We start from the raw sequence: 22,864 nt of genomic DNA, 5'->3' as shown, positions 1-22,864 counted from the left end.
TAGAGCATCTGACTGTTAATCAGAGGGTCCTTGGTTCGAGCCCAAGAGGGGGAGCAAAAAGCGAAAGCCTTATCAGAAATGATAAGGCTTTTTTGTTTTAGGACATTAAATTTAAATCGATTAAGATTATAAATGGGAGTATCTTATTTATTAAAACGATGAAATGCTTTTGTTCCGACCATTTAAAGCAGCTATTCTACTGTTGACCTGAAAAAATAAGTAGCCTCATTTGGAATAGCATCTAAGCTAGTGTGTTCATGTTTTTTATACCTAGACCTATCTTCTTCAGGAGCATTCGGAAATTCATATTTTCCTATTACTTCGGTTTTCACCAAATTCCAACCTGAATTAAAATTTAGGTCGTAAGTAACGTTAGTTTCTACTAGTAACGGAGTCCCCGTATTACTTAAATCGCCTTTCCAATTTTCAATGGCCTTTATAGAACAAGCTTCATCGACATAAACCCATGATAATAGATACCCTTCATCACCAAAATATAAATCTCCTGGTGTTAATAGGTTTCGGGTTACTTTTATCGAGTTTCCGAGGGTTAAAATACCTATTTGTTTCCCATTTTGATAGACTAATATGTAGGAGTTAAGCTTAAAGCCTGAATTTTCATTACTATATTGATATGAATCTTGATTATGAATATCGAAAAAGGTATTGCTGTTTTTAAAATTATTCAAAGGCTGCAAAATAGGAACTTTGCTTGTTGGATTTAATAGAATACTTCCATCAGGATTAATGACCCCAACTTTAACATATTCTACGACATCTTTACTGGAGTCATAGCGATAGTTGTAAACAAGATCGGCTGCTCCATTGTGCCAATTTTTGAATGTATTATTTTCACTGGCTAACGTATTTTTCCAATATTTATCTTCATTTTTTGTTGCCTTGGTAATTGAACCTATCTTGGTATTGGTTTTCTTTTTTTGTTCATGTCTTTTCTCCTCAGCATTGGCTTGCTGTAACATTTCTTCAAGATGCATGCTATCCATTATACTATCACGCATTTTCATTGCTTTGTCTATCATTTTTTGCTGTTCAGGAGTTTGTGAGAAACCCATGCAACCAATAAAAAATAGAAGTATTGGTAGCATTCGATATATTGATTTCATATTTTTATTTTAAAAGTATTTACCAATCCATTTGGTATTTTGTGGTACAGATTGTGTTGAAGAAACCTTTATGGTACTGGGTTTTATTATGTTGTCAAAAACACCTTCTTCGTACATACTGGGCACTTTATGTTCCTTGACATTTTCAATTTTATATTCAATAAAATTAAAACCTGCTTTTAATTCCAAATCGTACGAATACTGTGTTTCAATAGTGTCTGTTTCTGTATTGGTTACTGTGGAAATGCATTCACCTTGATACTTAAAATCTGATTCTATATATATCAATTCAAAATATGAACCTATAATGGCATTGTTAGAATAGGTGTCTTCTAAATAAGGCACTAGCATTTCATCTGTAACCATGAATAACAATCCCGAATACGGATTCTCTTTTGTACTTAATGAAATATAACCAGCATTAACCGCTTTACTATTTTCCTCTTCTGAAAGTATGTCATAACTAGTATCACATTTTCCAAATAGGGTAAAAGCTGCGTTTGACATAAAATTAGATTTTGTCTCTTCAGAAATGAAATTCACGTCATTTGGAAAATTAAAATCCAATTCTCCAGAATCTGTAATAGATCCTATGGATATTGGATTATCCATTCCAAAGGTAAATAGCACTAAATCCGCCGCTTTTAGTGGATAGTTCTCTAAAGTGTTGTGGTTTTGGGCAATTAGAACTTCAATTGATAGAAGCAATATGGCTAAGAGTGTGTTTTTCATGATAAATATGTTTTAGTGGTTAGGAACGTAATCTATTAGCTCTACAAGCAAATTAGGATTGTAATAGGATATAAATCCTAGCATAAAAAGGAAGAATAATAGTATTAAAGCACTTATTACACCATCTTTTCTGCCTGGTTCTAGGGTAGATATTTTTGGGTTTGATGGATTGTAAAAAACAATTACTTGTTTGCCTTCAGGATAGCGTGCCTTTAATTCTTTTGCTTTCATTCTTTTAATATTTTTAAAAGAATTTGCAAAAAACGGTTTCTCTCTTTTATAGCTAGTACCAGTGATTTCATAGGTGTATAAAAAATTTATGATTTTGGAAAGTGGAAAATCGAGTCCCTTTTCTACCACACCATTAGTTTTGGGCCAATGAACGGATTGTTTTGCCCACCAAAAAAGTCGCAACTTCATAACTAAAAAAGGTAAGGCCAACAACTGTAAAATAATACCCGCCATTTGAAATTGACTAAGAGACTCCATGTAATCCATAATGCTCATCTTATTTGTTAAACTCTTTAAAGCGTTTTAAGTCAATAACATTTATAGCATCCCAAAGTTCGTCTTCACTCATATTTTTGCCTTCTAGGGTTACATAAAATCGATTGTCGTATAAAAACCTAAGTTCAGCTTGATAATCTGCTTTGGTGTCTTCATCTCGATCAGTGCCAAAGGTTAATACTCCATTACGAACTTTTTTTGAATATCTTATTGTGTTGTTGTTTTCTGAAGTTATCTTGTTTAGGTGTAACATTTTTAACGGTATGATAGCACCCATAACATTTTTACCGGCAGCATCTAAAATTTCCATTTTCACAGCGTCTGCGCCAAAACTACCAACAACACTTTTATCTGAAATAATTCTAGGTTCTTGTGAGTCTAAGCTTAGTTTGCCCAATTTTTTCGGGAATGCCTCTAATAATTGCTCATTGGACAGTGGGGTTTTTGTATTTAAATCTTTCATCAGAAGATCATATCTTTCATTGATATTGTCATTTTTGCCTGTTATTTCATTCATTAATTCTTCCGCAATTTTGGAAATTTTCGATTCTGGTGCATCTTTACAGGAAATCAAAAGCAATAGTACAAGTGTCAGTTTTAGTAGATTTTTCATTTTCTTATATTTAAGACGCTTAATTAAATTGATCTAATTTTTTAAGATTTTCAAAATCGATATACGACCATAATGAATCAGCATTATCAGATCCAAGTAGCGATATTTTAAATCGATTGTTATAGATAAAAGATATTTGGTTTCTTTTGATTTTAGGCTGTAGAAAAGCAATGGTCTTGTAACCATCTCTATCTTTATAGACATATTCTGTTCCCTCAGGACCTTGATTCTTGAACTTTAGGCTGTCGAAAAAGTTTCTAACTATTGCTCTTGAGCCTGAACCATCTTCAATCCAAAAATTATAAGGACTATCATAAGAACCATAAGTTCCATTGGCCATTTGATTACTAGCCTCGAATCTATGTTCTACTATTTTTTTATTACCGTTAATGTGTTCTGGTATTATAGGTAATAATTGCCCACTAGTTAAAGGGGTTTTCTTTTTTAAGACTTTATATACCTCTTTTTGATTTTTACTGTCTTGGTACGAATTGGTTAATAGCTCTTCCCCTTGATTTTCATGGGTAGAAGAAATTGTTGAATTTTCTAATGTTTGCTTTTCTTTGCTGTTATTTTCTTTACAAGACAGTATTAGCAATAAAAGACTTAGTACATAAAGTTGATTTTTCATAAGTATATTTTATTTAAATGAGGGTATGGAAAAAATTTGTGCATTTGGGACCATTATTTGCTGTTCTTCATAGTAATAATGTATGTCTGCCCCACGTTCAACTAAAGATTCCAGTCTTTTTCGATTATCAAAAGTTATGGTTAGCCTTCCGTCATATATAAATACTGTTTTTTCAGAACCGATACCACCACTAATCTTTTTTGCTTTCGGCTCTTTTTCTAGCATAGAAATGGTGACCTCAGCTGCAAAGGCAGGTATTTTATGCATTACCGATCCTTTGTTCATCTCTAAGCCTGCGAAATCGATATCTATTGGAGCAAGTTGCGCTAAGGCACCAAACATTTGCAATAACTTGGTTTTCATCCACCCTTTGCCTGGAATGTTCATATAGATATAGCCTTCCTCGTCTGAATACAAGGTCTGGTTTTCAGTTGGGTGAGTCATTTTAAGGGCGTAATTGTCCGCATCAAAAAACATGTTAATGGTTCCGTCCGGTGATTTCATTACAATGCGCATATCGGAGCTTCCCGTACTTACATTGATACTTTGATAGCCATAATTTTCTTCACTAAAATGAAAAAAGCCTTCCAGTTTTACCGAACTATTTTTTTTCAGGTCTTTTTTTAACTTCGTCCTTTTAAAAGTGACCAAGGTGGTTTTTTCATTTTTACCCGTCGTAACATCTATAGCATCATACGGATCATTATCGGGTAAAAAAGGAACATGATCTAGCACCGTAGTACCATCCAATTTTAATGAAAAGCTCATTCTTTTTTCCTCTATTTCTTGAGCGGTGTAGCCCAAAAATTCTAAGGTAAAACTAGCTTCTTCGGGTCGATCGTCTTCAAAAACACCTTCAAAAGGATATACCGTGCCTTCTTGTAGCTCTTTTTTAGTTTTTTCATCTAAAAAACTTATGGGCTCGATAAGATGCATCGCATTGCCTTTGGTTGTCATTTTTAAATTGGTATACACTTCTACGGAATCACCTCGTTTTTCTTCGTTTTTAAATGTTTTTAAATTCTCTTTTAGATTGTAAGGTGTGTTTTTAAAAGCGATGGGTGCTGTTTCACCATATTGTAACATTCTATTATACATATGAGAAAAAGCATTTGTGGCATCATCGGTAAAAACAGTGTTATGCCAGTAAAAAAGTTGACCATTTTGTAGAATGTTGTTAAATGTGTTTCCCAAATCGCCTTCTTTTCCTAACTGACAAGCACTGAAAACAAAAAGTTTGTTATTGATCTCAGGATACTGATATGCAAAGAATTCTGGTATAAAATAAATTTCGTCTGCGCCCAAAGCAATTCCCCATACGTTTTTGCTTAAGACTAAATCAAGCATTTCGTAGCGATTATTTTCATTGTACTTTATTCCAGATGATATGTAGGAATGGCAGTTGCTTGTTGATTCTACTGCGTCACCTTTCATGTTACATGTTTTCGACCCATGAGAACTTAAATACACCATATCGTAATCATTGAACACTAAGTAATCATCTATAGTTATGTTTTGAGAAGCTTCGGTGTTATTGGATTTATAATTCACATTTCCTTTGTAATTTCTATGGGTTTTAAGTTTTGAACTAGGAACTTTTGCATCATCATTTTCAAATTCCCATTCATATGGTGCTAGTATTAAGGCCTTTTTGCTTTGTCTGTTTTCGCCCCGTTGTGCACCCACAACATTGGCGTTGTTCTCTTCCTCTTTTATAGGATTTAGCATCATCATTGGGGGCATTACTGCACCAGCAGTACTACCTTTGGTCAACGATGAAAACTCTTTGAGCTTTATTAGCATAGTGGGCCCATTTTTAAGCCTAAAACTCAATAATTCGTCTCCTACGCCAATTTCTTGTAGTTCTGGGATTTGCCTAAGCTCCTTTACTAATTCCGACACCGGTTTTAGTTGAATGGTATCTAAGATGGCAAACCCTTTTTGGATAACTGAATCTGGCATTTTTGAAAAATCTTCTAAAATACCATCAACAAAACCCTGTTTTTCTTTTTTGCTATCGTTGCAAGAAAACAAAACGAAGGAAATTACGATTAAGAATAGGTTACGCATCTTAATGTTTGATTTAGAATATTTTTACAGTGGGTTTTGCTGAGGAAGTTCTATGCGCGGAAATAATCAGTTTTGATTCACCTACTCCAAACCACATGTACCCTGTGAAATCATCAATTTTTAACGCTCCATATTCAATATCTATTAAACCGGCATTCCAGCCATTATCAAGATATAAAGTTCCTTGAAACACTTCAGGTTTATCGTCTTTTATAATGCCTTTTACATCATAGTATTTTGTAGTACCACCTACATTGACCGAAATTTGTGCAAATACGTCGGTAAAGTTATTTCTCTTGTTACCGGTATCCAATATTTTAAATATATTCCCGGTTGTAGATTCCCAGGTTCCCGTCCAAGATGGCGTAGCTATAGAAGGTATATTGTTAGGTACAATCACGGGCATTACAGTACCCCAAACTTTTTCTCCGTTCCAATTTTCTGAACGCCATTTTGTATCGGTCTCCGATTTATGGTATCCATCGAATTTTGTCTTATCTGCGGAGAGAATAAATTGATATTCCCCGGTTGTTCCCAAACTATTTTTATTGGGTGTTCTGGTCCTATACGTATATCTTCCTATAAGCTTTCCATCTTGCTCTCTGCCTTCCGTTAATTTTCCATAGGGAAAAGTACCTGTGTAGTTAGCTCCGTTTTTAGTTATGATGACTTTTCCAAATTTTGTATTCCATGCTCCAGACCAATGTTCCGTTTGGGCATATATAGTAAATGACACTAAGAACAGAATGCTTACGGTTACTAATATTTTATATGATTTTTTCATGATTTTCATTTAAATATTCTTAAACCACTCTTCATATTTTTCCCCTAAAAAAGGTACTGGACTTTCTTTTCCGTTGATAGCATTCATAAGGCCCATTACCCACATATAGAGAAGAACAATAATACCAAGGATATTGATAATCCAGCCCAATATGGGAATCATGTCAACAATACCCAATGCCAAACCAGTTGCGGCCAAACCTAATGATTGTTTAATATGATAGGCCGCAAAAGTATCTTTCTTATCATTGTTCATAACATAGGCGATGATGAGACCAATGATGGTGATGTAGGCTATAATGGCTATATTCTTACCTTCGTTAACTACTGTTGTTTTGTTTTCTATTGTTTCCATCTTGTTTCTTTTTAAAGTTTTATAAATTCAACCCTTCTGTTATTGGCCCTGCCTTTTTCGGTGGTATTATCATCGACCGCCTCTACTTCACCTTTGCCCATGAACTGTAACTTATCTTCATTGATACCAAACTCCTCTACCAGGATTTGCTTTACCGCTTTTGCTCTGTTTTCAGAAAGTATCTGATTATAATCTTCTGCACCTTGATTGTCGGTATGTCCAACTATTTGCACAGTGATATCACTATTGTCCCGAAGCATATTGGCGATGTCCAATAATATACCGTAAGATTCCTTTTTTACGGTTGCTGCAGCAGTATCAAAATAGATTCCCGTAGTACTGAATTTTCCATTTTTAAGTAATAATGAACGTAAATCCTCTGTAGACTCAGCAATTTTGAAGTTTGATATACCTACAAAATGCCCATTCTCTGGTAATACGTCCATCGCCTCAATAATGAAATATTTACCAATGTTCGCCTGTATTAAATTTGGAGAATCCACCATTTTTTCTTCATTTACCCACATTCTTAGCCTTTTTTTGTTCACGGCAATTGAAATATGAACTGTATTATTTAGATAATCTGTCATTTCCCTATCTATACGGCTACCAATTTTCACTTCAACCTCTCCTCCAAAATTTTCAACATTGCTTACTTTAAACCCATTATTGGAAAGCAAGATTTCGATATCTGCCAAGGAGCCACCTGCACCCATACTGTATGCTTTCTTAGTCAAGAATGCAAAAAACAGTTTGCTGTTAGGTTTGCCACTGCCATACCCATTGTTGGCCAAATCAAATTCTATGGTATAATTTTCAGGAAGTGTGTTTTCCATTGTGGGCATATACCCAGCTCTTCTTGAGATGGAGAGCCACTTACTTTCGGAGTCACTAGTGGTCACAACCTCCCCTGAACCACCAGTTTCCCAGTTGGCGGGGAAATCGCCTAGAGCATCCGCTACAAAATCATCATAAAACAAGAGTTTGTTGCCAGGTAAGAATGTGAAATTGCTATAGACTCCAAAGGTATTAGAGTCCGTTTCTTGTTCTGAAGTCTCGTTGTGTTCATTCATTTCATCATTCTGACTGCCGCCTCGGTTAGAAGATTTGTTTTTCTTCTTTTTCCCACCTTTTTTCCCATCTAATATGGTATCCATTGTTTTTTCGGTTTCCCGATTTACTTTTTGAGCCGTTTTTCTTATAACTGCTTCTTTTGCGGCGTCTTCTGTTCGCTGACCAAGTCTTTTAAGGAATTGGGAATAACTCGTTTGGGACGATATCAATAGAGTTATTAATACAAGTAAAATTTTTACATTCTTCATTTTATAACGTTTTTAGAATTATTTCCCCTTTTTTTTTAGAGATTACTTTTGTCTTAACACTTCCAAAATTTATATGATCTAAGTGCGAAAACTGGTCTTCAGAAAAAAGCGCTTTATCGGTATAAATAGTAATAGTTGATTCGATTAACGGTATGACCAGGTTGTCACTTAATTCGTACCTTCCTTTAAGAATCCCTAAATAAAATAGGTGGTTTGGATATGTATTGGGAAGTACATTTTTAGAATTCTCAATATCTAATAAAGTGATTCCAGAAACTGCATTAGTTTTTTGGCTTAGTATAAAAACAATCTTTGTTTCATTGGTGCTTTTTGTTTGTGCTGAACAAAAAAATACGCCAAACAAAAGCAGGATCAATACGCTATAAATTTTTGATTTTGTGATATTTACTTTCATGATTTTTGATTGTGATATCAAAATTATCTGAAAGTATGTGGTGAGGATACTAGGTATGTAACATAGTATGCAAGAAATGTAACATGAAGAGTAAAAACCTATATATCAGGTGATTGAAAATATTCGGCAGGTGTTTTTTTATATACTTCTTTGAAACATTTAATAAAGTAGGAAGGTGTGTTGAAACCAACAACATAGGCAACTTCATTTATAGAGGCATCTGAAGTTTTTAAAATATGCAGTGCTTGTTTTAAGCGTTGAGATCTGATAAATGAAGTAGTGGTCAGCCCTGTATAGGCCAATAATTTTCTGTGTAATTGCATTCTACTCATTGCAACTTCTTTACTAAAAAAAACAGCATTAAACTCAGGGTTTGACAAATGAGTATCTAGAATCTGTTGCACTTTATTCAAAAATAATTCATCGGTAGGAGTAATGGCAATATCTTTTGCCTTAAGTATTAACTCTTGACTATAGCGTTTTCGAAGCGCTTTTCTTATGTCTATAAGGTTAGCTATTCTTTTTTCAAGGATTCTTAATTTGAAAGGTTTTGTTATAAAATCATCTGCTCCGGCTTTTAATCCCTTCAATTCATTTTCTTCACCTATACCTGCAGTAAGAAGTATTATGGGGATATGACTTGTGCGTTCGTCATTTTTTAGTGTATTACATAGTTCAATACCACTACAAATGGGCATTCTTATGTCTGAAATTATGATATCTGGAACTATTTCAACCGCCTTTTTAATACCTTGTTTTCCGTTTTCCGCCTGAAAAATTTGATATTTATGTTTTAATGCCAACGTTATAAATCTCCTTACCTCTTCGTGATCTTCGACCACTAATAGAATAGGAAGTTCAATATCTTCATGTGTTTCTTCAAAAATTTCTGAAATAACATCTGGTTGTTTGAAAATTTGAGTACTTATTTTATTGTAAGTCCCTTTGTCGAAAGAGTCTAGGTTTATGGGAAGGGAAACTAGAAAATTTATGATGTTCTTTTGTTCTAGATGTACCGATATTTCACCATGGTACAACTGTACCAATTCTCTTACCAAAGAAAGCCCAACACCTGCTCCTTCGGCAAATTCATCTTTTTGATAAAAGCGGGTGAAGAGATTGTCTATATGTATTTCCGTAAGGTTTTCAGTAGTATTTTTTAGACTAATTAATACCTTATCATTTTCGCTTGTGACTTTTAATTCACAGAACCCTAGTTTAGGACAGTATTTAAATGCATTAGAAAGTAAATTTGTTACTATCTTTTCTATAACATCCTCATCATACCATGAATTTTTTATTGGTGCTATTTCAATAGTATATTTTATTTTTTTTAGGTCTGCATAATAGTCAAAAGAAGAGGCAATAGTATAAAGGAAGAGGCTAAGCTCCCCTTGGAAAATATTTAATTTCAACTTCCCCTTATCCAATTTGGCTAAGTCCAATAATTGATCTACCAATGATAATAATCTATTGGTATTGCGCTTTATCATAGAGAAATTTGCGAAATCGGAATCTGTTATATTACCCTCATTTAATTTTGCATCTATAGGTCCGGCAATAAGTGTAAGCGGCGTTCTAAATTCATGGGAAATATCGGTGTATAATTTGGATTTAAAATCATTGAGTTTTTTAAATCGTTCCGCTTCATCTTCCTTTAATTGTAGGTCTAGTTGCATTCTCCAACGCCACTTTAGATAAGAATATATGCCAAAAATTGTGCTTAAAAATAAAAGTGCATAAACAATTTTAGCCATGTTGGTTAGGTACCAAGGCGAAGCTATTGAGAACTTGAATGTTTCTGGAATTTCATTCCAAACGCCATCATAATTACTGGATTTTACTTTAAACTCATACGCTCCTGGAGGAATTTGGGGATAACGGGCAAAATTATTATTCCCGGCGGAAACCCAATTATCGTCAAAATTCAATAATTTATATTTATACATATTCTTTTCAGGGATAGAATATTGTAAACTGGAAAAAGTAAAGGTTATAGTATTTTGATTATGTTTTAAAGTAATGTCTTGCTTTAATGTTTGTGGTTTATCCAATACTTCAAAACCTGTTATCGTTGTTTTGGGAAGCGTAATGTTTCCTTTAATTTCCTCCGGCTGAAACCAGTAAAAACCATCTAGCCCTCCGAAATAAAGTTGTCCCGATGGATCTGAAAAATAGGCGCCTGTATTAAACTCTGTAGCCAAACCATCAAAATTATCATAATTTGTAATCTGCGGCGGATGTTCTAAATTATTTGCAGCTGTAAACTTCGTAATCCCTCGATTCGAACTTAACCATAAATTATCCTTTTCATCTGGTTGTATAGAATAGATTACATTGTTGGCTAAGCCGTCTGTAACAGTATATGTGTAAAAAAAACTCTTTTCAATATCAAAGGCATTTAGACCTCCACCGTTGGTTCCGATCCATAAGATGCCTTTGGGGTCATAATAAAGAGACTTAATTTTATTATTAGATAAAGAATTGATAGAAGCTTGAAATTTGTATGAAGTAAACGTTTGATTTTTAATATTAAACAAAACAATTCCATCTTCTTCTGTTCCTAGCCAAAATTCATTAGACTTACCTTTTGTAACCACCCTAATATTATTGCTTGGCAGTGAATCATTAGTGGTGTATTTTTTAATTTCACCTCTCTTTTTATCAAATTGAATTAACCCATGCTCCCGAGAGCCTAACCAATAGGTATTGTCATTATCTTTAAAAATACACCATATTGTATTAGCCGATAATTTGGTTGTCGATGTATTAGAATATTTTTCTAACTCGCCTTTTTGATTGAGTATATTGAGTCCACCACCTTGAGTGCCAATCCATAGATCATCTTCATTATCAATCAACAGACTCATAATTCTATCGGAGGAAATAGCCTGTTTTCTAGTTCCTTCTGTATTAAATGTTCTCCAACTATTGGTAGCTGTTTCATATTTAGTTAACCCCTTGCCAGAAGTTCCTAACCAAACATCGCCATTTTTGCTAACCGTGATTGCCCTTATAACATCAATGCTAATGTTTTCGGGTGTTTGAAAATTGGTTATTGAATTGAATTTTTCTAAGTACTCATCATAATAACTTAGTCCCGCCCCATCAGAACCAAACCAAAGCGTACCGGTATAATCTTCGTAAATGCTTAAGATATCGTTATAATGTAATGCTTTTGGATTATGCTTTTCAGTACTAAGATGAGTTATTTTAAAGTTTTTTAAATTAATCATATACAATCCATTACCATAGGTTGCAATCCATAATCTTTCTTTTTTATCAATATGTAATGCTAAAATATTTAGATCATTAGGTAATGGATCTAAAAATGAAAGTTCTGATATTCTATGAACTATGTTCTCATTTTCATCTTTAAAATATAGACCATTTCCATAGGTGCTAATCCATTGCCTTCCCGAGGCTTCAGTGACAAGGGCGCTAAAATTTTCTTTTAGTACTTCGCCATATTTTGTCTTAGGATAGATGTCTGTTTTTATTAATAATTTAGGGTCAAGTTCAATGATTTTCTTATTTGTTGTAATGAGAAGCGAACCATTATTATGTTGACTTATATGATAAATTTCTCCTTGAATTTCTTTGGCCGTTAATATGATTTTTGGGTTATAAGTGACATGATCCAACATATATAGTTCGTGATCATAGGTGCCTACCCAAAAATTCAAATTCTTATCTTGAAATATTATGTTTGTGTTTTTTAAACTTGAAATCGGTTTGAACACATCGGCAACACGGTCAAATTTATAAAGTAAATTGTTGGAAGGAATAATCCAAACATCTCCTTCTCTATCGGTATAGACTTTTCCTAAATTACTATAATCAGGTTTGGTAATGTCTAAAAAATTATATGGATAAATTGTAAATTTTCTTCCATCATATTTATTTAACCCATCTTGTGTGGCTATCCATAAAAATCCAATACTATCTTGCGAAATAGAAATTGCACTATTTTGAGATAAGCCTTCTTTTACCGACAACTGTCTAAATGAGACTTGTGATTGCGAAGATGCAGATTCAATGCAATTGATATAAATGATACAAAAAAAAGATTCTGCAATTAAGAGTATAAATTTTTTAAGATTCATTTATAGCAATTTTTGAAATATAGTTTAGCATTAGGTTCTTGTAAGCATAAAAGATTAATTCGGAAGTCTAATTTGATCAAGCTTCGTTAACCTTCTTAATTATTGAGTTTAAACTTTTCAAATTTTTAATAAATACTTAATGTGGTAGTTTGAAAATTTATTTAACTAGGAATATAAATAACCTACATTTGGTGAAAAAAGCACAAATAAATTTCTTGATTTTTAATTGCTATTGGTCTAATCTCAAATAACCGATATAAATTATTAGAATATTAAATTTATTATTTTAAGCTGAACAATGACATTATTGTCCACCTTTTTTTAATCTGTACCGTTCTCGTTTTAAATATCTTAGGTGGTGCATTTTATTTAGTGTCAATATTTGATTTGATAAAAGGGGGTCATATGTCATGGTATAATTGTATGAGGGGCTTCTTTTTTGAGCTCTTTGTTGTAAATCACTTTATCAAATTCTTATTTTTCGGCCTTGCATGAATTAATTTTAATTTCGCTCAATATTTGCTGTTTTTTTTTTGAAATCTGCTAAGTGTATTTCAAGTCCTTCCTTAAACATAATATATTGTAAACCTGTTGTGCATGAAAAGATTATACTACAATTGCCTTACGGTAAATCAAAGGCGTAGGGACCTACAACAGCTCCTGTTATAAAAAGACCTAATAAATATGGTACCCTTAACTTATTAAAAAGTATGGGGGCAACTTAGATTAAGAAGATTGCCAAAAACTTTAAAAATGAAATCGGTAAAGGGTAGGGGAGCAAATGGCGAAATCCAATCTATTTAGTTAGGTTGAATTTTTTGTTTTCGGCATTTACGTAAAACAAATTACGGCATTTTTTATTTTTATTAGACGGCATTAATTACGTCCGTAATTTTTCGAGGTTAAAGTTCTTCCCCTGGAAAGAGGTTCCAAGTTCTACCCCAGGGCAGTGTGCTCACGATGATTACAGCAGCAATGACAGGAATCGCAATAATGCCTATGGTTGCCCATGTTGATCGCGATTTATCCTTGGCTAGTACCTGTGTAAGATCTTGTTGATGTATGGGTGTTTTGATCCATACGCCTGATTTTAGGTGTACACCGAAAAAAACTCCATTATCGTAGGTAATGTATTTGTATTTGAAAATTTCCCCACTAGTATTGACAATTTTAGTATTGATTCGTTCGGTTGATGCGTTCTTTAAGTTCGTGGGAGTTTTATGATATACCACACAGCTTTGAAAAAGGAATATAACAGTTAGGAAAATTACGATAGCACTGAGCCTTTTATTAGTAGTAATCATTAGTTAAATATTTTTGTGAAGTGTATATTGTTGCAGTTTGGGAAGGAACGAGTGATACATATCTTCATTTCCATTTATAATGTACTTTTCCTTAATTGAACTTACGCCCATCCCTAAAAGGGACCCGATAGGGGCGCCCAGTATGCCTCCTCCAACTGCACCCACATCTTCCCAGCCACTTCCAGACTCAGAAACATAACCAGCTATAGCACCTGCTGCCAACCCACTTAAAGCCCCGATCCAAGCGCCTTTGCCCACATTTTTTTCCCGTCTTAATTTTATTGTTTCTATGGTTTTTGGGTCTATGTTTAATTGTGTTAAATCTTCCGTCATAATGAGTAATTCGATCTCATTGGCGGAATACAATGTTCCTATTATTTTTGTATCGTCCAATAATGTAATCCATGTTTTGAATCGTTTAACCTTTTGCGCATGGACCTCGGGAAGTGTACAAATAAGAATCAAAATTAAAATCAAGCGGAGAGTTTTCATCGTTCTGAGTTTTTCTAAAATTAGCTGAAAACAGAATGGACTACTATGATTTAGGTCAGGTTAATACAAATACACACAGAACAAAATACAAAAGGAAATAAAGAAAGTTTGTTGGTCAACCATATTCTAATGATCACACTTCATACACTTTGTGTCAGGTCCTAAATGTCCTTCTGCCCAAGCTTCACAATCAGCCTTAGTTTCAAAACAGGGATTGCTTAAATCAATGCTCCAAACCGACCATGGTTTTGAAGGGGAACAGGAGTCACATACGATAAGGTCAAAAGGGTCTTTTCCGCACCTTACTATGCATAAGAGTATAACGATACTAAAAATAGCAAGGGTAAAATATTTTTTAAAGGTGTTTAGATTTTTCATGATTGTAGAATATTGCTTAAATAAAGTACTATTATAACCGTGCGGAAATGATACTGATCAGCATTCCTTAGAAGATTTAAAAACTAAAACAATTTTACTGAGAAGTATTTTTTCAAATGAGATAAGTGGGCAATCAAAAAAATCAAAACCGGCTACTCACTTTTTAGGGTTAGGGCGCCGTATGCCCATTAGTTATCCCTAATTTTGCATTGTTAAAATTCCAATCATGATTTCAGTAGATAATTTGGCAGTAGAGTTCAGTGGAACAACCTTATTCAGTGATGTATCCTTTGTAATAAACCCCACCGATAAAATTGCACTAATGGGCAAGAATGGGGCTGGAAAATCAACGATGATGAAAATTATTGCGGGCGAACAAAATGCGAATCGTGGTAATGTAAGGGTGCCAAAAGATGCCATAATTGCCTATTTGCCACAGCATTTGTTGACGGAGGATAAGTGTACTGTTTTTGAGGAAGCCGCAAAAGCTTTTAAGCATGTTTTTGAAATGCGTGATGAAATGGAAAGGCTAAATAAAGAATTGGAAACTAGAACAGATTATGAGAGCGATGCCTATATGGGCATTATTGAGAAGGTATCTGATCTTGGCGAAAAATTTTATGCGCTTGAAGATGTAAATTATGATGCAGAGGTTGAAAAGGCATTAAAGGGTCTTGGTTTTAAACAAGAAGATTTTACAAGACAGACAAAAGAATTTAGTGGTGGATGGCGCATGAGAATTGAACTTGCCAAAATTTTGCTGCAAAAACCTGATCTTATTTTGTTAGATGAGCCTACCAATCATATAGATATTGAATCTGTAATCTGGTTAGAAGATTTTCTACTCAATAAAGCCAACGCCGTAATGGTAATTTCACACGATAGGGCATTTATAGACAATATTACCAACAGGACTATTGAAGTTACCATGGGCCGCATCTATGATTACAAGGCCAACTATACCCACTATCTGCAATTACGGGAAGACCGTAGGTCTCACCAAATCAAAGCCTATCAAGAACAGCAAAAATTTATTGCTGATAATATGACTTTTATTGAACGGTTCAAAGGAACATACTCCAAGACAAATCAAGTGTCGTCTCGAGAGCGAATGTTAGAAAAATTGGTAATCATTGAAATTGATGAAATAGATACATCATCTTTAAAATTGAGTTTTCCGCCAGCACCACGTTCTGGTGATTACCCTGTAACCGTTAAAGATGTTTCTAAATCTTATGGAGAAAAAGTAGTATTCAAAAATGCGAATATGTCTATTGCAAGGGGCGAAAAAGTCTCTTTTGTAGGTAGAAATGGAGAAGGAAAATCTACCATGATCAAAGCTATTTTAGGTGAGATTGAAGTAGAAGGAACTTGCCAATTGGGCCATAATGCAAAAGTGGGATATTTTGCCCAGAATCAAGCTTCATTATTAGATCCTGAATTGACCATTTTTCAAACGGTAGATGAGGTTGCCTTTGGCGATATTCGAAATCAGATTAAGAATATTTTAGGAAGATTTATGTTTAGTGGTGATGATATAGATAAAAAAGTAAGTATGCTATCCGGTGGAGAAAAAACCCGTTTGGCGATGGTTAAATTATTATTGGAACCTGTAAACCTTTTAATTTTGGATGAGCCTACCAATCATTTGGATCTAAAATCAAAGGATGTTTTAAAAGAAGCATTATCCACTTTTGACGGTACGTTGATTTTGGTTTCACATGATCGTGATTTTTTGCAAGGCCTTTCTGAAAAAGTATTTGAATTTAAAGACCAAAGGGTAATAGAGCATTTTGAAACGATTGATGCCTTTTTAGAACGCAATAGAATTAAAAGTATATCAGAAATCAATCTGATGAAATAATAGTAACCAATCAAATTTCTTATTACAAATAACTGTGTAAAGTAATTTACATTGCCAGGTTTATAATTAAAACCAACGATTTCAACTAATTGATTTATAGCAGTTACGGTAATCAATTCTATTAAACTATATCTTTGAGAGGTTAGGATTAGATTAACTGTTCGACAAATAAAATTCTATAAGTAAAATTTGAGAAGACGATTTCAATTATTTCAACTTTAATTTTTATTTTCAAAATATGAATCGAAATTTTAAAATTGTAACTATTATTTTATTGATGGTAGTAGGCTGTAAAGACTTTCAAAAGGATGATAAAAATGCATCACAAACCGAAAAATCTGCTAAAGAACTAAAAGAAGAGGCTACTCAAGCTGTGGTAAATGAGGCAATTAAAGCCCACGGTGGAAGTCTCTATGATTCTGCTTATTATCAATTTTTATTCCGTGATAAACTATTCTCTTTTGAAAATAAAAACGGGTATACGTATAAAGTAAGGTCAACAGATAGTTTGGGTAATCAAATCGAAGACATTTTAAAGGATGGAAAGTTTGCCAGAACAGTTAATAATGAGTTGCTGGAACTATCAAAAAAGGATATTGCTAAATATAGTGAAGCGCTGAACTCGGTTATTTATTTTGCTACATTACCGCATAAATTAAATGATAAAGCAGTACAAAAGGAAGGTGCAGGTGAAACTATTATTAAAGGAGAAGATTACGATGTAGTAAGAGTTACTTTTGGTAAGATAGGTGGCGGTAAAGATCACGATGATGTTTTTATGTACTGGATAAATAAGAAATCGCATTACATAAATTATATAGCGTACAGTTATAGCGTTAATGACGGTGGAGTACGATTTAGGAGTGCGTATAACCCAAGAACCGTAGATGGTATTCGTTTTCAAGATTACATTAATTGGGAAGCACCAGTTGGCACCCCTTTAAAAGAACTACCTGAAATGTTCGAAAAAGGACAATTGAAGGAACTTTCTAGGATAGAGACTACAGATATTCAGAATTTGAATTCCGTCGAGATGGTGGAGTAGCCATTTTTGTTGAACACAATTTACTTATCGTATCTTTGATAAGCGCTGTTTGAGGTTTTCAAATACGTATTATTATCACTTGTTTTTAAATTAAACTCCGTCTTATATGAAGGGTGATGCCTTATTCGAAAATTTTAGGGAGGTTTCTGCAAAAGAGTGGAAACAAAAAATTCAATACGATTTAAAAGGTAAGGATTATAATGAAGAAGTTGTTTGGGATTCTCCTGAAGGAATTAAAGTAAAACCTTTTTACCATGCAGACGATTTAGATAATCTTAAAATAGAATCGTTGCTAACAACTCCTTGGAGAATAGGCCAATCCATTTACGCAGGTAATGCAATTATGGCCAATGAAAAAGCGCACAGGTTAATTAAGAAAGGTGCTGAGGTTATACATTTTGTAATTGATAAAGAAACAGTTGATGTTGTTAAACTTTTGAACAATATTGATTTAAATAAGACAAAAATTTCTTTTGATATGCAATTTTTGTCCAATGTTTTCATTGATAAGATTTTTAAACTAGTTCCAAATTCTAATAATGTTTATTTTCAAACTGATCCTATTGGCCATCTAGCTAAGTCTGGTAATTGGTATGATTCGCTAACTTCGGATTTTGCGGTTTTAAACGAATTAATAGATTTGAATGTTGAAAATTTAGTAAGTGTAGATCTTGCGCTTTATGATAATGCCGGGGCAGATATTTCTCAACAATTGGCCTATGCATTAGCACATGCCAATGAGTATTTTAACGTATTGCATGGGAATGGAAATCTACAAAAGTTAAAGAGTATAGAATTCAAAGTTGCCGTTGGGGGTAATTATTTTTTTGAGATAGCAAAGTTGAAAGCGTTACGAAATCTTTGGAAAACGCTTACTGAAGCATACGAGATTTCTCCGCGCTGCCACATCTCAACAATTCCATCGAAACGGAATAAAACCATATATGACTATAATGTTAATATGCTAAGAACGACAACTGAATGTATGTCTGCAGTTCTTGGAGGTTCTGATACCGTTTATAATTTACCTTATGATTCCATTTATAAAAAGGATAACGTTTTCGCAAATCGCATTGCCCTAAATCAGTTAGTGTTGATGAAAGAGGAAAGCTATTTTGATAAGGTAGAAAACCCTACAGAGGGTAGTTATTATATAGAAACCTTAACCAATCAATTAGCGGAAAAGGCTTTGGTTCTTTTTAAGTCTATTGAAAAAGAAGGCGGCTTTCTTAAACAATTAAAGAATAATTCTATACAGAATAAAATAGCTGATAGCGCAAAAAGGCAGCAAGATAAATTTGATGATAAGAAGACTGTTTTAGTTGGCACAAATACATATCAGAATAAAAATGATATTATGGGAGGGGAATTGGAGATTTATCCATTTTTAAAGAAGAATCCTAGAAAAACTTTGATTACACCTATAATTGAAAAGCGTTTAGCGGAAGAATTAGAGCAAAACCGATTATCACATGAGTAGAAAGGATTTGCAACATATTAGTTTAAAGAACTCAGATCATAATTCGGCTAAAATTGATGAGACAAACTCATCGAATACGGCGGTTTTTGAAACAGCTGAAACAATTGCAATTAAAAAAAGATATTCTAAAGATGATATATCAGAATTAGAACACGTTAATTTTGTTGCAGGTATGCCACCTTTTCTTCGTGGACCTTATGCTACAATGTATGTGCAACGCCCATGGACCATACGTCAATATGCAGGATTTTCAACTGCTACAGAAAGTAATGAATTTTATAGAAAAAACTTAAAAGCTGGCCAAAAAGGATTATCGGTGGCATTTGATTTACCGACTCATAGAGGTTACGACAGTGATCATGAACGGGTTGTGGGCGATGTTGGTAAGGCAGGTGTGGCAATAGATACCGTCGAGGATATGAAAATTCTGTTCGAGGGTATTCCACTAAATGAAATGTCGGTTTCTATGACCATGAACGGGGCTGTTTTGCCTATCATGGCTTTTTATATCGTTGCCGCCGAAGAACAGGGTGTTTCGTTAGAACAATTATCAGGTACGATACAAAACGATATACTTAAAGAGTTCATGGTTCGTAATACGTATATCTATCCGCCAAAACCATCCATGCAGTTGGTTGCAGATGTATTCAAGTATACGAGTAAATATATGCCCAAATTTAATAGTATAAGTATTTCTGGCTACCATATGCATGAAGCCGGTGCACCAGCGCATTTGGAGCTGGCGTATACCTTGGCCAATGGATTGGAGTACATTAGAACAGGAATAGAAGCAGGTTTGAAAATTGATGATTTTGCTCCTCGACTTTCATTTTTTTGGGGTATTGGTATGAACCATTTTATGGAAATTGCCAAAATGCGAGCTGCGAGAATGTTATGGGCCAAAGTGGTTAAGAAATTCGATCCTAAGAGTGAAAAATCCTTAATGCTTAGAACACATTGCCAAACTAGTGGATGGAGTCTTACCGAACAAGATCCATTCAATAATGTAGCACGAACCACTATAGAGGCTTCTGCGGCAGTTTTTGGAGGAACACAAAGCTTACATACGAATGCCTTAGATGAGGCGATAGCGTTGCCTACAGATTTCTCTGCGCGTATAGCAAGGGAAACTCAATTGTACTTGCAACATGAAACCAATATAACCAAGACTGTAGATCCATGGGCGGGCAGTTATTATGTAGAGAAATTAACGCATGATTTAGCGCATATAGCGTGGGAGTTAATGGAGGAAATAGAAAATCTTGGTGGAATGACCATGGCTATCGAAACAGGAATTCCAAAAACTAGAATAGAAGAGGCTGCAGCTAGAAAACAAGCTCGAATAGACAGTATTCAAGATGTTATTGTCGGTGTAAATAAATACCAATTAATAGCCGAAGATGAACTTCAAATATTGGAGGTTGATAATAAAGAAGTACGCAGACAGCAATTATTACGATTAGAAGAGGTAAAAAGAAAACGAAATACTACGAAAGTAGAGGAATGTTTGAGTGCCATTTCAAAGGCGGCAACAAATAAATTGGCCGGTAGCGATTCGGAAGAAAATTTATTAGCTTTAGCAGTAGCTGCCGCTCGAGAAAGAGCAACTTTAGGAGAGATAAGTAGCGCTTTAGAAAAGGCGTATGGCAGACATAAAGCTATCATTAATTCATTTACTGGTGTGTATTCAAGGGAGATTAAAGAAGACGGAAGCTTTAAAAAGGCACAGGAGTTAGCAGATCGTTTTGCCGAGCAAGATGGTAGAAGACCTCGTATTATGGTTGCAAAAATGGGTCAAGATGGTCATGATCGCGGGGCGAAAGTTGTTGCTACAGGGTATGCCGATTTAGGTTTTGATGTTGATATTGGACCTCTTTTTCAAACGCCAAAAGAAACCGCAAAACAGGCTGTAGAAAATGATGTACATATTCTTGGAATATCATCACTTGCTGGGGGACATAAAACCTTAGTGCCAGCAGTGGTTGCAGCATTGAAAGGATACGGCCGAGATGATATTATGGTTATTGTTGGGGGTGTAGTACCAAAACAAGATTATGAATTCTTAAAAGAAGCTGGTGCTACTGCAATATTCGGACCTGGAACTAAAATTAGTGATGCGGCTATACAGCTATTAGAGTTACTTTTGGAGTAAGCCTTTTAAATATTGAAAATAAAATGGCCGAACAAATTATTTGTTCGGCCATTTTTTATGGTTGAATTTGAAATTATGCTGTAGCAACTTCTACTTCACTTTTACTATTCTTCATCCAAAAATAAAGGATGGTGAAAAGAACTATTAAGATAGCAGGGAATAGGACCATAGTTCCTAAAGTTTCCTGTCCAGATATTAATTCTAATTCATCTCCTGTTAAACCTTGTGCTGATGCGGCTGCTCTATCAGAATCAATCCAACCACCAATGATAGGTTGAAAAATTGAAGTTGAGAACATACCAATAGCACCAATGATAGACATTCCTAAAGCACCAGTTTTAGGTGTTTTTGTTGCAGCAAGTCCAATCATGTTTGGCCAGAAATAAGCAATTCCTAATGCAAAAATAATTGCAGCGACGTAAGCCATAGCTCCTGTTTGTGTACTAAATAAATAGATGCCAATGGTTGCCAAAATAGCAGACCCTAATAATACACCTGTTTGGTCAAATTTCTTTACCATATCACCACCAAAATATCTTGCTATTGCCATTAAACCTGCGGTTAATGCTAAAATTAACGTTGGTTCTGCACCACTTTTAGATAATATTAGGCCAACCCATTGATTGGGTCCAAATTCAGAGATAGCCGTAAGTGCCATACATATTGCGATAAATGCGAATAATGGGGTAAGCATACCCTTTAAATTTCCACTTAGGGTTGCAGCTTCCTCTATTTTTGCCTTAGGCCAAGTTTGCCCATAAAACAAATAAGCGTAAATAACTGCTGGGATTAATAGTAACCAAACTTGACTTTGGCCGATGATTCCGAAATCTGTCATGAATCCAGATAGTAAACTCCCTACTGCTATGCCGCCTGGAAACCACATGTGAAAACGGTTTAGCATTTTACTCATTTTTGTACCTTTATAAGCATCTGCAATCATTGGATTACACGCAGCTTCGGTACAACCATTTCCTAATCCGATAAGCAGATTTGCCACTAATAAGCCAATATAACTACCAGAAAAAATTAACAATATAATTCCGATCGTATGTGCGAAAAATGCAAATTGCATTATAATTTTACCACCTACTTTATGGTAAATAAGTCCTCCTATTACCATTGCAATAGGGAATCCTGCAAACCACATTGAGGTAATTAAACCTGCTTGACTTGCGGTTAATTCTAATTCTGTTTTTAATTGATCTAGAATTCCTGCTGCTATAGCAAAAGAGAAGGCTGTTGTGATTAATGCGAAACAGCTGGCATAGAACAGCCTATTCGCATTTACATTAGAAGTTGTACTAGAACTTTCCATATTTGTATTGATTTAGTTGTTGTTGGTTTAACTGCTAAACTAATAAAAATGAAATAATAACAATGCTTTTTTAGTAAAATGATACCTTAAGTGCGACATATAGCACAAAAAAATACTTTTTATAGACATTTTAGTGGGTTTTATGTAATTACAATTCCTCAGATTTTTAACCT

General features: G+C 34.3%; 18 protein-coding genes. 4 read left to right on the top strand and 14 right to left on the bottom strand.

Features of this window, described 5'->3' with window-relative positions; genetic code table 11:
* Positions 1-191: 191 nt before the first annotated feature.
* From AACZ49_RS13855 to AACZ49_RS13795, 13 genes are all read right to left on the bottom strand, one after another.
* Entirely contained in the window at positions 192-1,124 is a 933-nt protein-coding gene (locus AACZ49_RS13855; protein WP_339656001.1) for a hypothetical protein, read from the bottom strand.
* 9 nt (positions 1,125-1,133) lie between these two features.
* Positions 1,134-1,856 carry a hypothetical protein gene (locus tag AACZ49_RS13850; protein ID WP_339655998.1) on the bottom strand — a complete coding sequence of 241 codons (723 nt, stop codon included), beginning with the start codon at positions 1,854-1,856 and terminating at the stop codon, positions 1,134-1,136.
* A 12-nt stretch (positions 1,857-1,868) separates the two neighbouring features.
* Complete coding sequence (locus tag AACZ49_RS13845; RefSeq protein WP_339655995.1) at positions 1,869-2,363, bottom strand: DUF3592 domain-containing protein; 495 nt, start codon at positions 2,361-2,363, stop codon at positions 1,869-1,871.
* 1 nt (position 2,364) lies between these two features.
* On the bottom strand, positions 2,365-2,976 hold the full coding sequence (locus AACZ49_RS13840; protein ID WP_339655993.1) for a hypothetical protein: 612 nt from the start codon (positions 2,974-2,976) through the stop codon (positions 2,365-2,367).
* 19 nt (positions 2,977-2,995) lie between these two features.
* Positions 2,996-3,607 (bottom strand): hypothetical protein, encoded by a 612-nt coding sequence (locus AACZ49_RS13835; RefSeq protein WP_339655990.1) that lies wholly within the window; start codon positions 3,605-3,607, stop codon positions 2,996-2,998.
* A 9-nt stretch (positions 3,608-3,616) separates the two neighbouring features.
* On the bottom strand, positions 3,617-5,677 hold the full coding sequence (locus tag AACZ49_RS13830) for a hypothetical protein (protein WP_339655988.1): 2,061 nt from the start codon (positions 5,675-5,677) through the stop codon (positions 3,617-3,619).
* Between the two features lie 13 nt (positions 5,678-5,690).
* Complete coding sequence (locus AACZ49_RS13825) at positions 5,691-6,461, bottom strand: hypothetical protein (RefSeq protein WP_339655987.1); 771 nt, start codon at positions 6,459-6,461, stop codon at positions 5,691-5,693.
* A gap of 9 nt (positions 6,462-6,470) precedes the next feature.
* Positions 6,471-6,815 carry a hypothetical protein gene (locus tag AACZ49_RS13820; RefSeq protein ID WP_339655984.1) on the bottom strand — a complete coding sequence of 115 codons (345 nt, stop codon included), beginning with the start codon at positions 6,813-6,815 and terminating at the stop codon, positions 6,471-6,473.
* Between the two features lie 11 nt (positions 6,816-6,826).
* Positions 6,827-8,137: an OmpA family protein gene (locus AACZ49_RS13815; protein WP_339655982.1), complete on the bottom strand. Its 1,311-nt coding sequence runs from the start codon at positions 8,135-8,137 to the stop codon at positions 6,827-6,829.
* 1 nt (position 8,138) lies between these two features.
* Positions 8,139-8,552 carry a hypothetical protein gene (locus tag AACZ49_RS13810; RefSeq protein WP_339655980.1) on the bottom strand — a complete coding sequence of 138 codons (414 nt, stop codon included), beginning with the start codon at positions 8,550-8,552 and terminating at the stop codon, positions 8,139-8,141.
* A 98-nt stretch (positions 8,553-8,650) separates the two neighbouring features.
* The gene (locus AACZ49_RS13805; protein WP_339655978.1) at positions 8,651-12,658 is read right to left on the bottom strand and encodes a two-component regulator propeller domain-containing protein; all 4,008 of its coding nucleotides are present in this window, start codon (positions 12,656-12,658) and stop codon (positions 8,651-8,653) included.
* 902 nt (positions 12,659-13,560) lie between these two features.
* Positions 13,561-13,962: a hypothetical protein gene (locus tag AACZ49_RS13800; protein WP_339655977.1), complete on the bottom strand. Its 402-nt coding sequence runs from the start codon at positions 13,960-13,962 to the stop codon at positions 13,561-13,563.
* 3 nt (positions 13,963-13,965) lie between these two features.
* Entirely contained in the window at positions 13,966-14,454 is a 489-nt protein-coding gene (locus AACZ49_RS13795) for a hypothetical protein (protein WP_339655974.1), read from the bottom strand.
* A 604-nt stretch (positions 14,455-15,058) separates the two neighbouring features.
* On the opposite strand from AACZ49_RS13795, the gene AACZ49_RS13790 reads away from it, so the two are divergent.
* The 4 genes from AACZ49_RS13790 (at position 15,059) to scpA (ending at position 21,373) form a co-directional block, all read left to right on the top strand.
* The gene (locus AACZ49_RS13790) at positions 15,059-16,696 is read left to right on the top strand and encodes an ABC-F family ATP-binding cassette domain-containing protein (protein WP_339655973.1); all 1,638 of its coding nucleotides are present in this window, start codon (positions 15,059-15,061) and stop codon (positions 16,694-16,696) included.
* Positions 16,697-16,934: 238 nt separating this feature from the next.
* A complete protein-coding gene (locus tag AACZ49_RS13785) occupies positions 16,935-17,741 on the top strand; it encodes a DUF6503 family protein (RefSeq protein ID WP_339655971.1) in 807 nt (268 codons plus the stop codon).
* A 106-nt stretch (positions 17,742-17,847) separates the two neighbouring features.
* Entirely contained in the window at positions 17,848-19,221 is a 1,374-nt protein-coding gene (locus tag AACZ49_RS13780) for a methylmalonyl-CoA mutase subunit beta (protein ID WP_339655970.1), read from the top strand.
* On the top strand, positions 19,214-21,373 hold the full coding sequence (scpA, locus tag AACZ49_RS13775) for a methylmalonyl-CoA mutase (protein WP_339655967.1): 2,160 nt from the start codon (positions 19,214-19,216) through the stop codon (positions 21,371-21,373). Before AACZ49_RS13780 ends, scpA begins: the two co-directional genes overlap by 8 nt.
* A 73-nt stretch (positions 21,374-21,446) precedes the next feature.
* Here the strand turns inward: scpA and AACZ49_RS13770 are convergent, their stop codons facing one another.
* Positions 21,447-22,691, bottom strand: a complete 1,245-nt coding sequence (locus tag AACZ49_RS13770) for an MFS transporter (protein WP_339655965.1) — start codon at positions 22,689-22,691, stop codon at positions 21,447-21,449.
* Between the last annotated feature and the right edge of the window lie 173 nt (positions 22,692-22,864).

The organism is uncultured Maribacter sp. (assembly GCF_963975365.1).
Taxonomy (GTDB): Bacteria; Bacteroidota; Bacteroidia; order Flavobacteriales; family Flavobacteriaceae; genus Maribacter.
Note: the sequence above shows the minus strand (reverse complement) of the source record. Positions and strands in the feature narration are given on the sequence as shown.

Coding starts and splice junctions, on each gene's coding strand:
- AACZ49_RS13785 (WP_339655971.1), top strand. CDS start 16,935: ATGAATCGAAATTTTAAAATTGTAACTATTATTTTATTGATGGTAGTA.
- AACZ49_RS13845 (WP_339655995.1), bottom strand. CDS start 2,363: ATGAGCATTATGGATTACATGGAGTCTCTTAGTCAATTTCAAATGGCG.
- scpA (WP_339655967.1), top strand. CDS start 19,214: ATGAGTAGAAAGGATTTGCAACATATTAGTTTAAAGAACTCAGATCAT.
- AACZ49_RS13790 (WP_339655973.1), top strand. CDS start 15,059: ATGATTTCAGTAGATAATTTGGCAGTAGAGTTCAGTGGAACAACCTTA.
- AACZ49_RS13830 (WP_339655988.1), bottom strand. CDS start 5,677: ATGCGTAACCTATTCTTAATCGTAATTTCCTTCGTTTTGTTTTCTTGC.
- AACZ49_RS13820 (WP_339655984.1), bottom strand. CDS start 6,815: ATGGAAACAATAGAAAACAAAACAACAGTAGTTAACGAAGGTAAGAAT.
- AACZ49_RS13795 (WP_339655974.1), bottom strand. CDS start 14,454: ATGAAAACTCTCCGCTTGATTTTAATTTTGATTCTTATTTGTACACTT.
- AACZ49_RS13770 (WP_339655965.1), bottom strand. CDS start 22,691: ATGGAAAGTTCTAGTACAACTTCTAATGTAAATGCGAATAGGCTGTTC.
- AACZ49_RS13810 (WP_339655980.1), bottom strand. CDS start 8,552: ATGAAAGTAAATATCACAAAATCAAAAATTTATAGCGTATTGATCCTG.
- AACZ49_RS13850 (WP_339655998.1), bottom strand. CDS start 1,856: ATGAAAAACACACTCTTAGCCATATTGCTTCTATCAATTGAAGTTCTA.
- AACZ49_RS13825 (WP_339655987.1), bottom strand. CDS start 6,461: ATGAAAAAATCATATAAAATATTAGTAACCGTAAGCATTCTGTTCTTA.
- AACZ49_RS13805 (WP_339655978.1), bottom strand. CDS start 12,658: ATGAATCTTAAAAAATTTATACTCTTAATTGCAGAATCTTTTTTTTGT.
- AACZ49_RS13800 (WP_339655977.1), bottom strand. CDS start 13,962: ATGATTACTACTAATAAAAGGCTCAGTGCTATCGTAATTTTCCTAACT.
- AACZ49_RS13780 (WP_339655970.1), top strand. CDS start 17,848: ATGAAGGGTGATGCCTTATTCGAAAATTTTAGGGAGGTTTCTGCAAAA.
- AACZ49_RS13840 (WP_339655993.1), bottom strand. CDS start 2,976: ATGAAAAATCTACTAAAACTGACACTTGTACTATTGCTTTTGATTTCC.
- AACZ49_RS13815 (WP_339655982.1), bottom strand. CDS start 8,137: ATGAAGAATGTAAAAATTTTACTTGTATTAATAACTCTATTGATATCG.
- AACZ49_RS13835 (WP_339655990.1), bottom strand. CDS start 3,607: ATGAAAAATCAACTTTATGTACTAAGTCTTTTATTGCTAATACTGTCT.
- AACZ49_RS13855 (WP_339656001.1), bottom strand. CDS start 1,124: ATGAAATCAATATATCGAATGCTACCAATACTTCTATTTTTTATTGGT.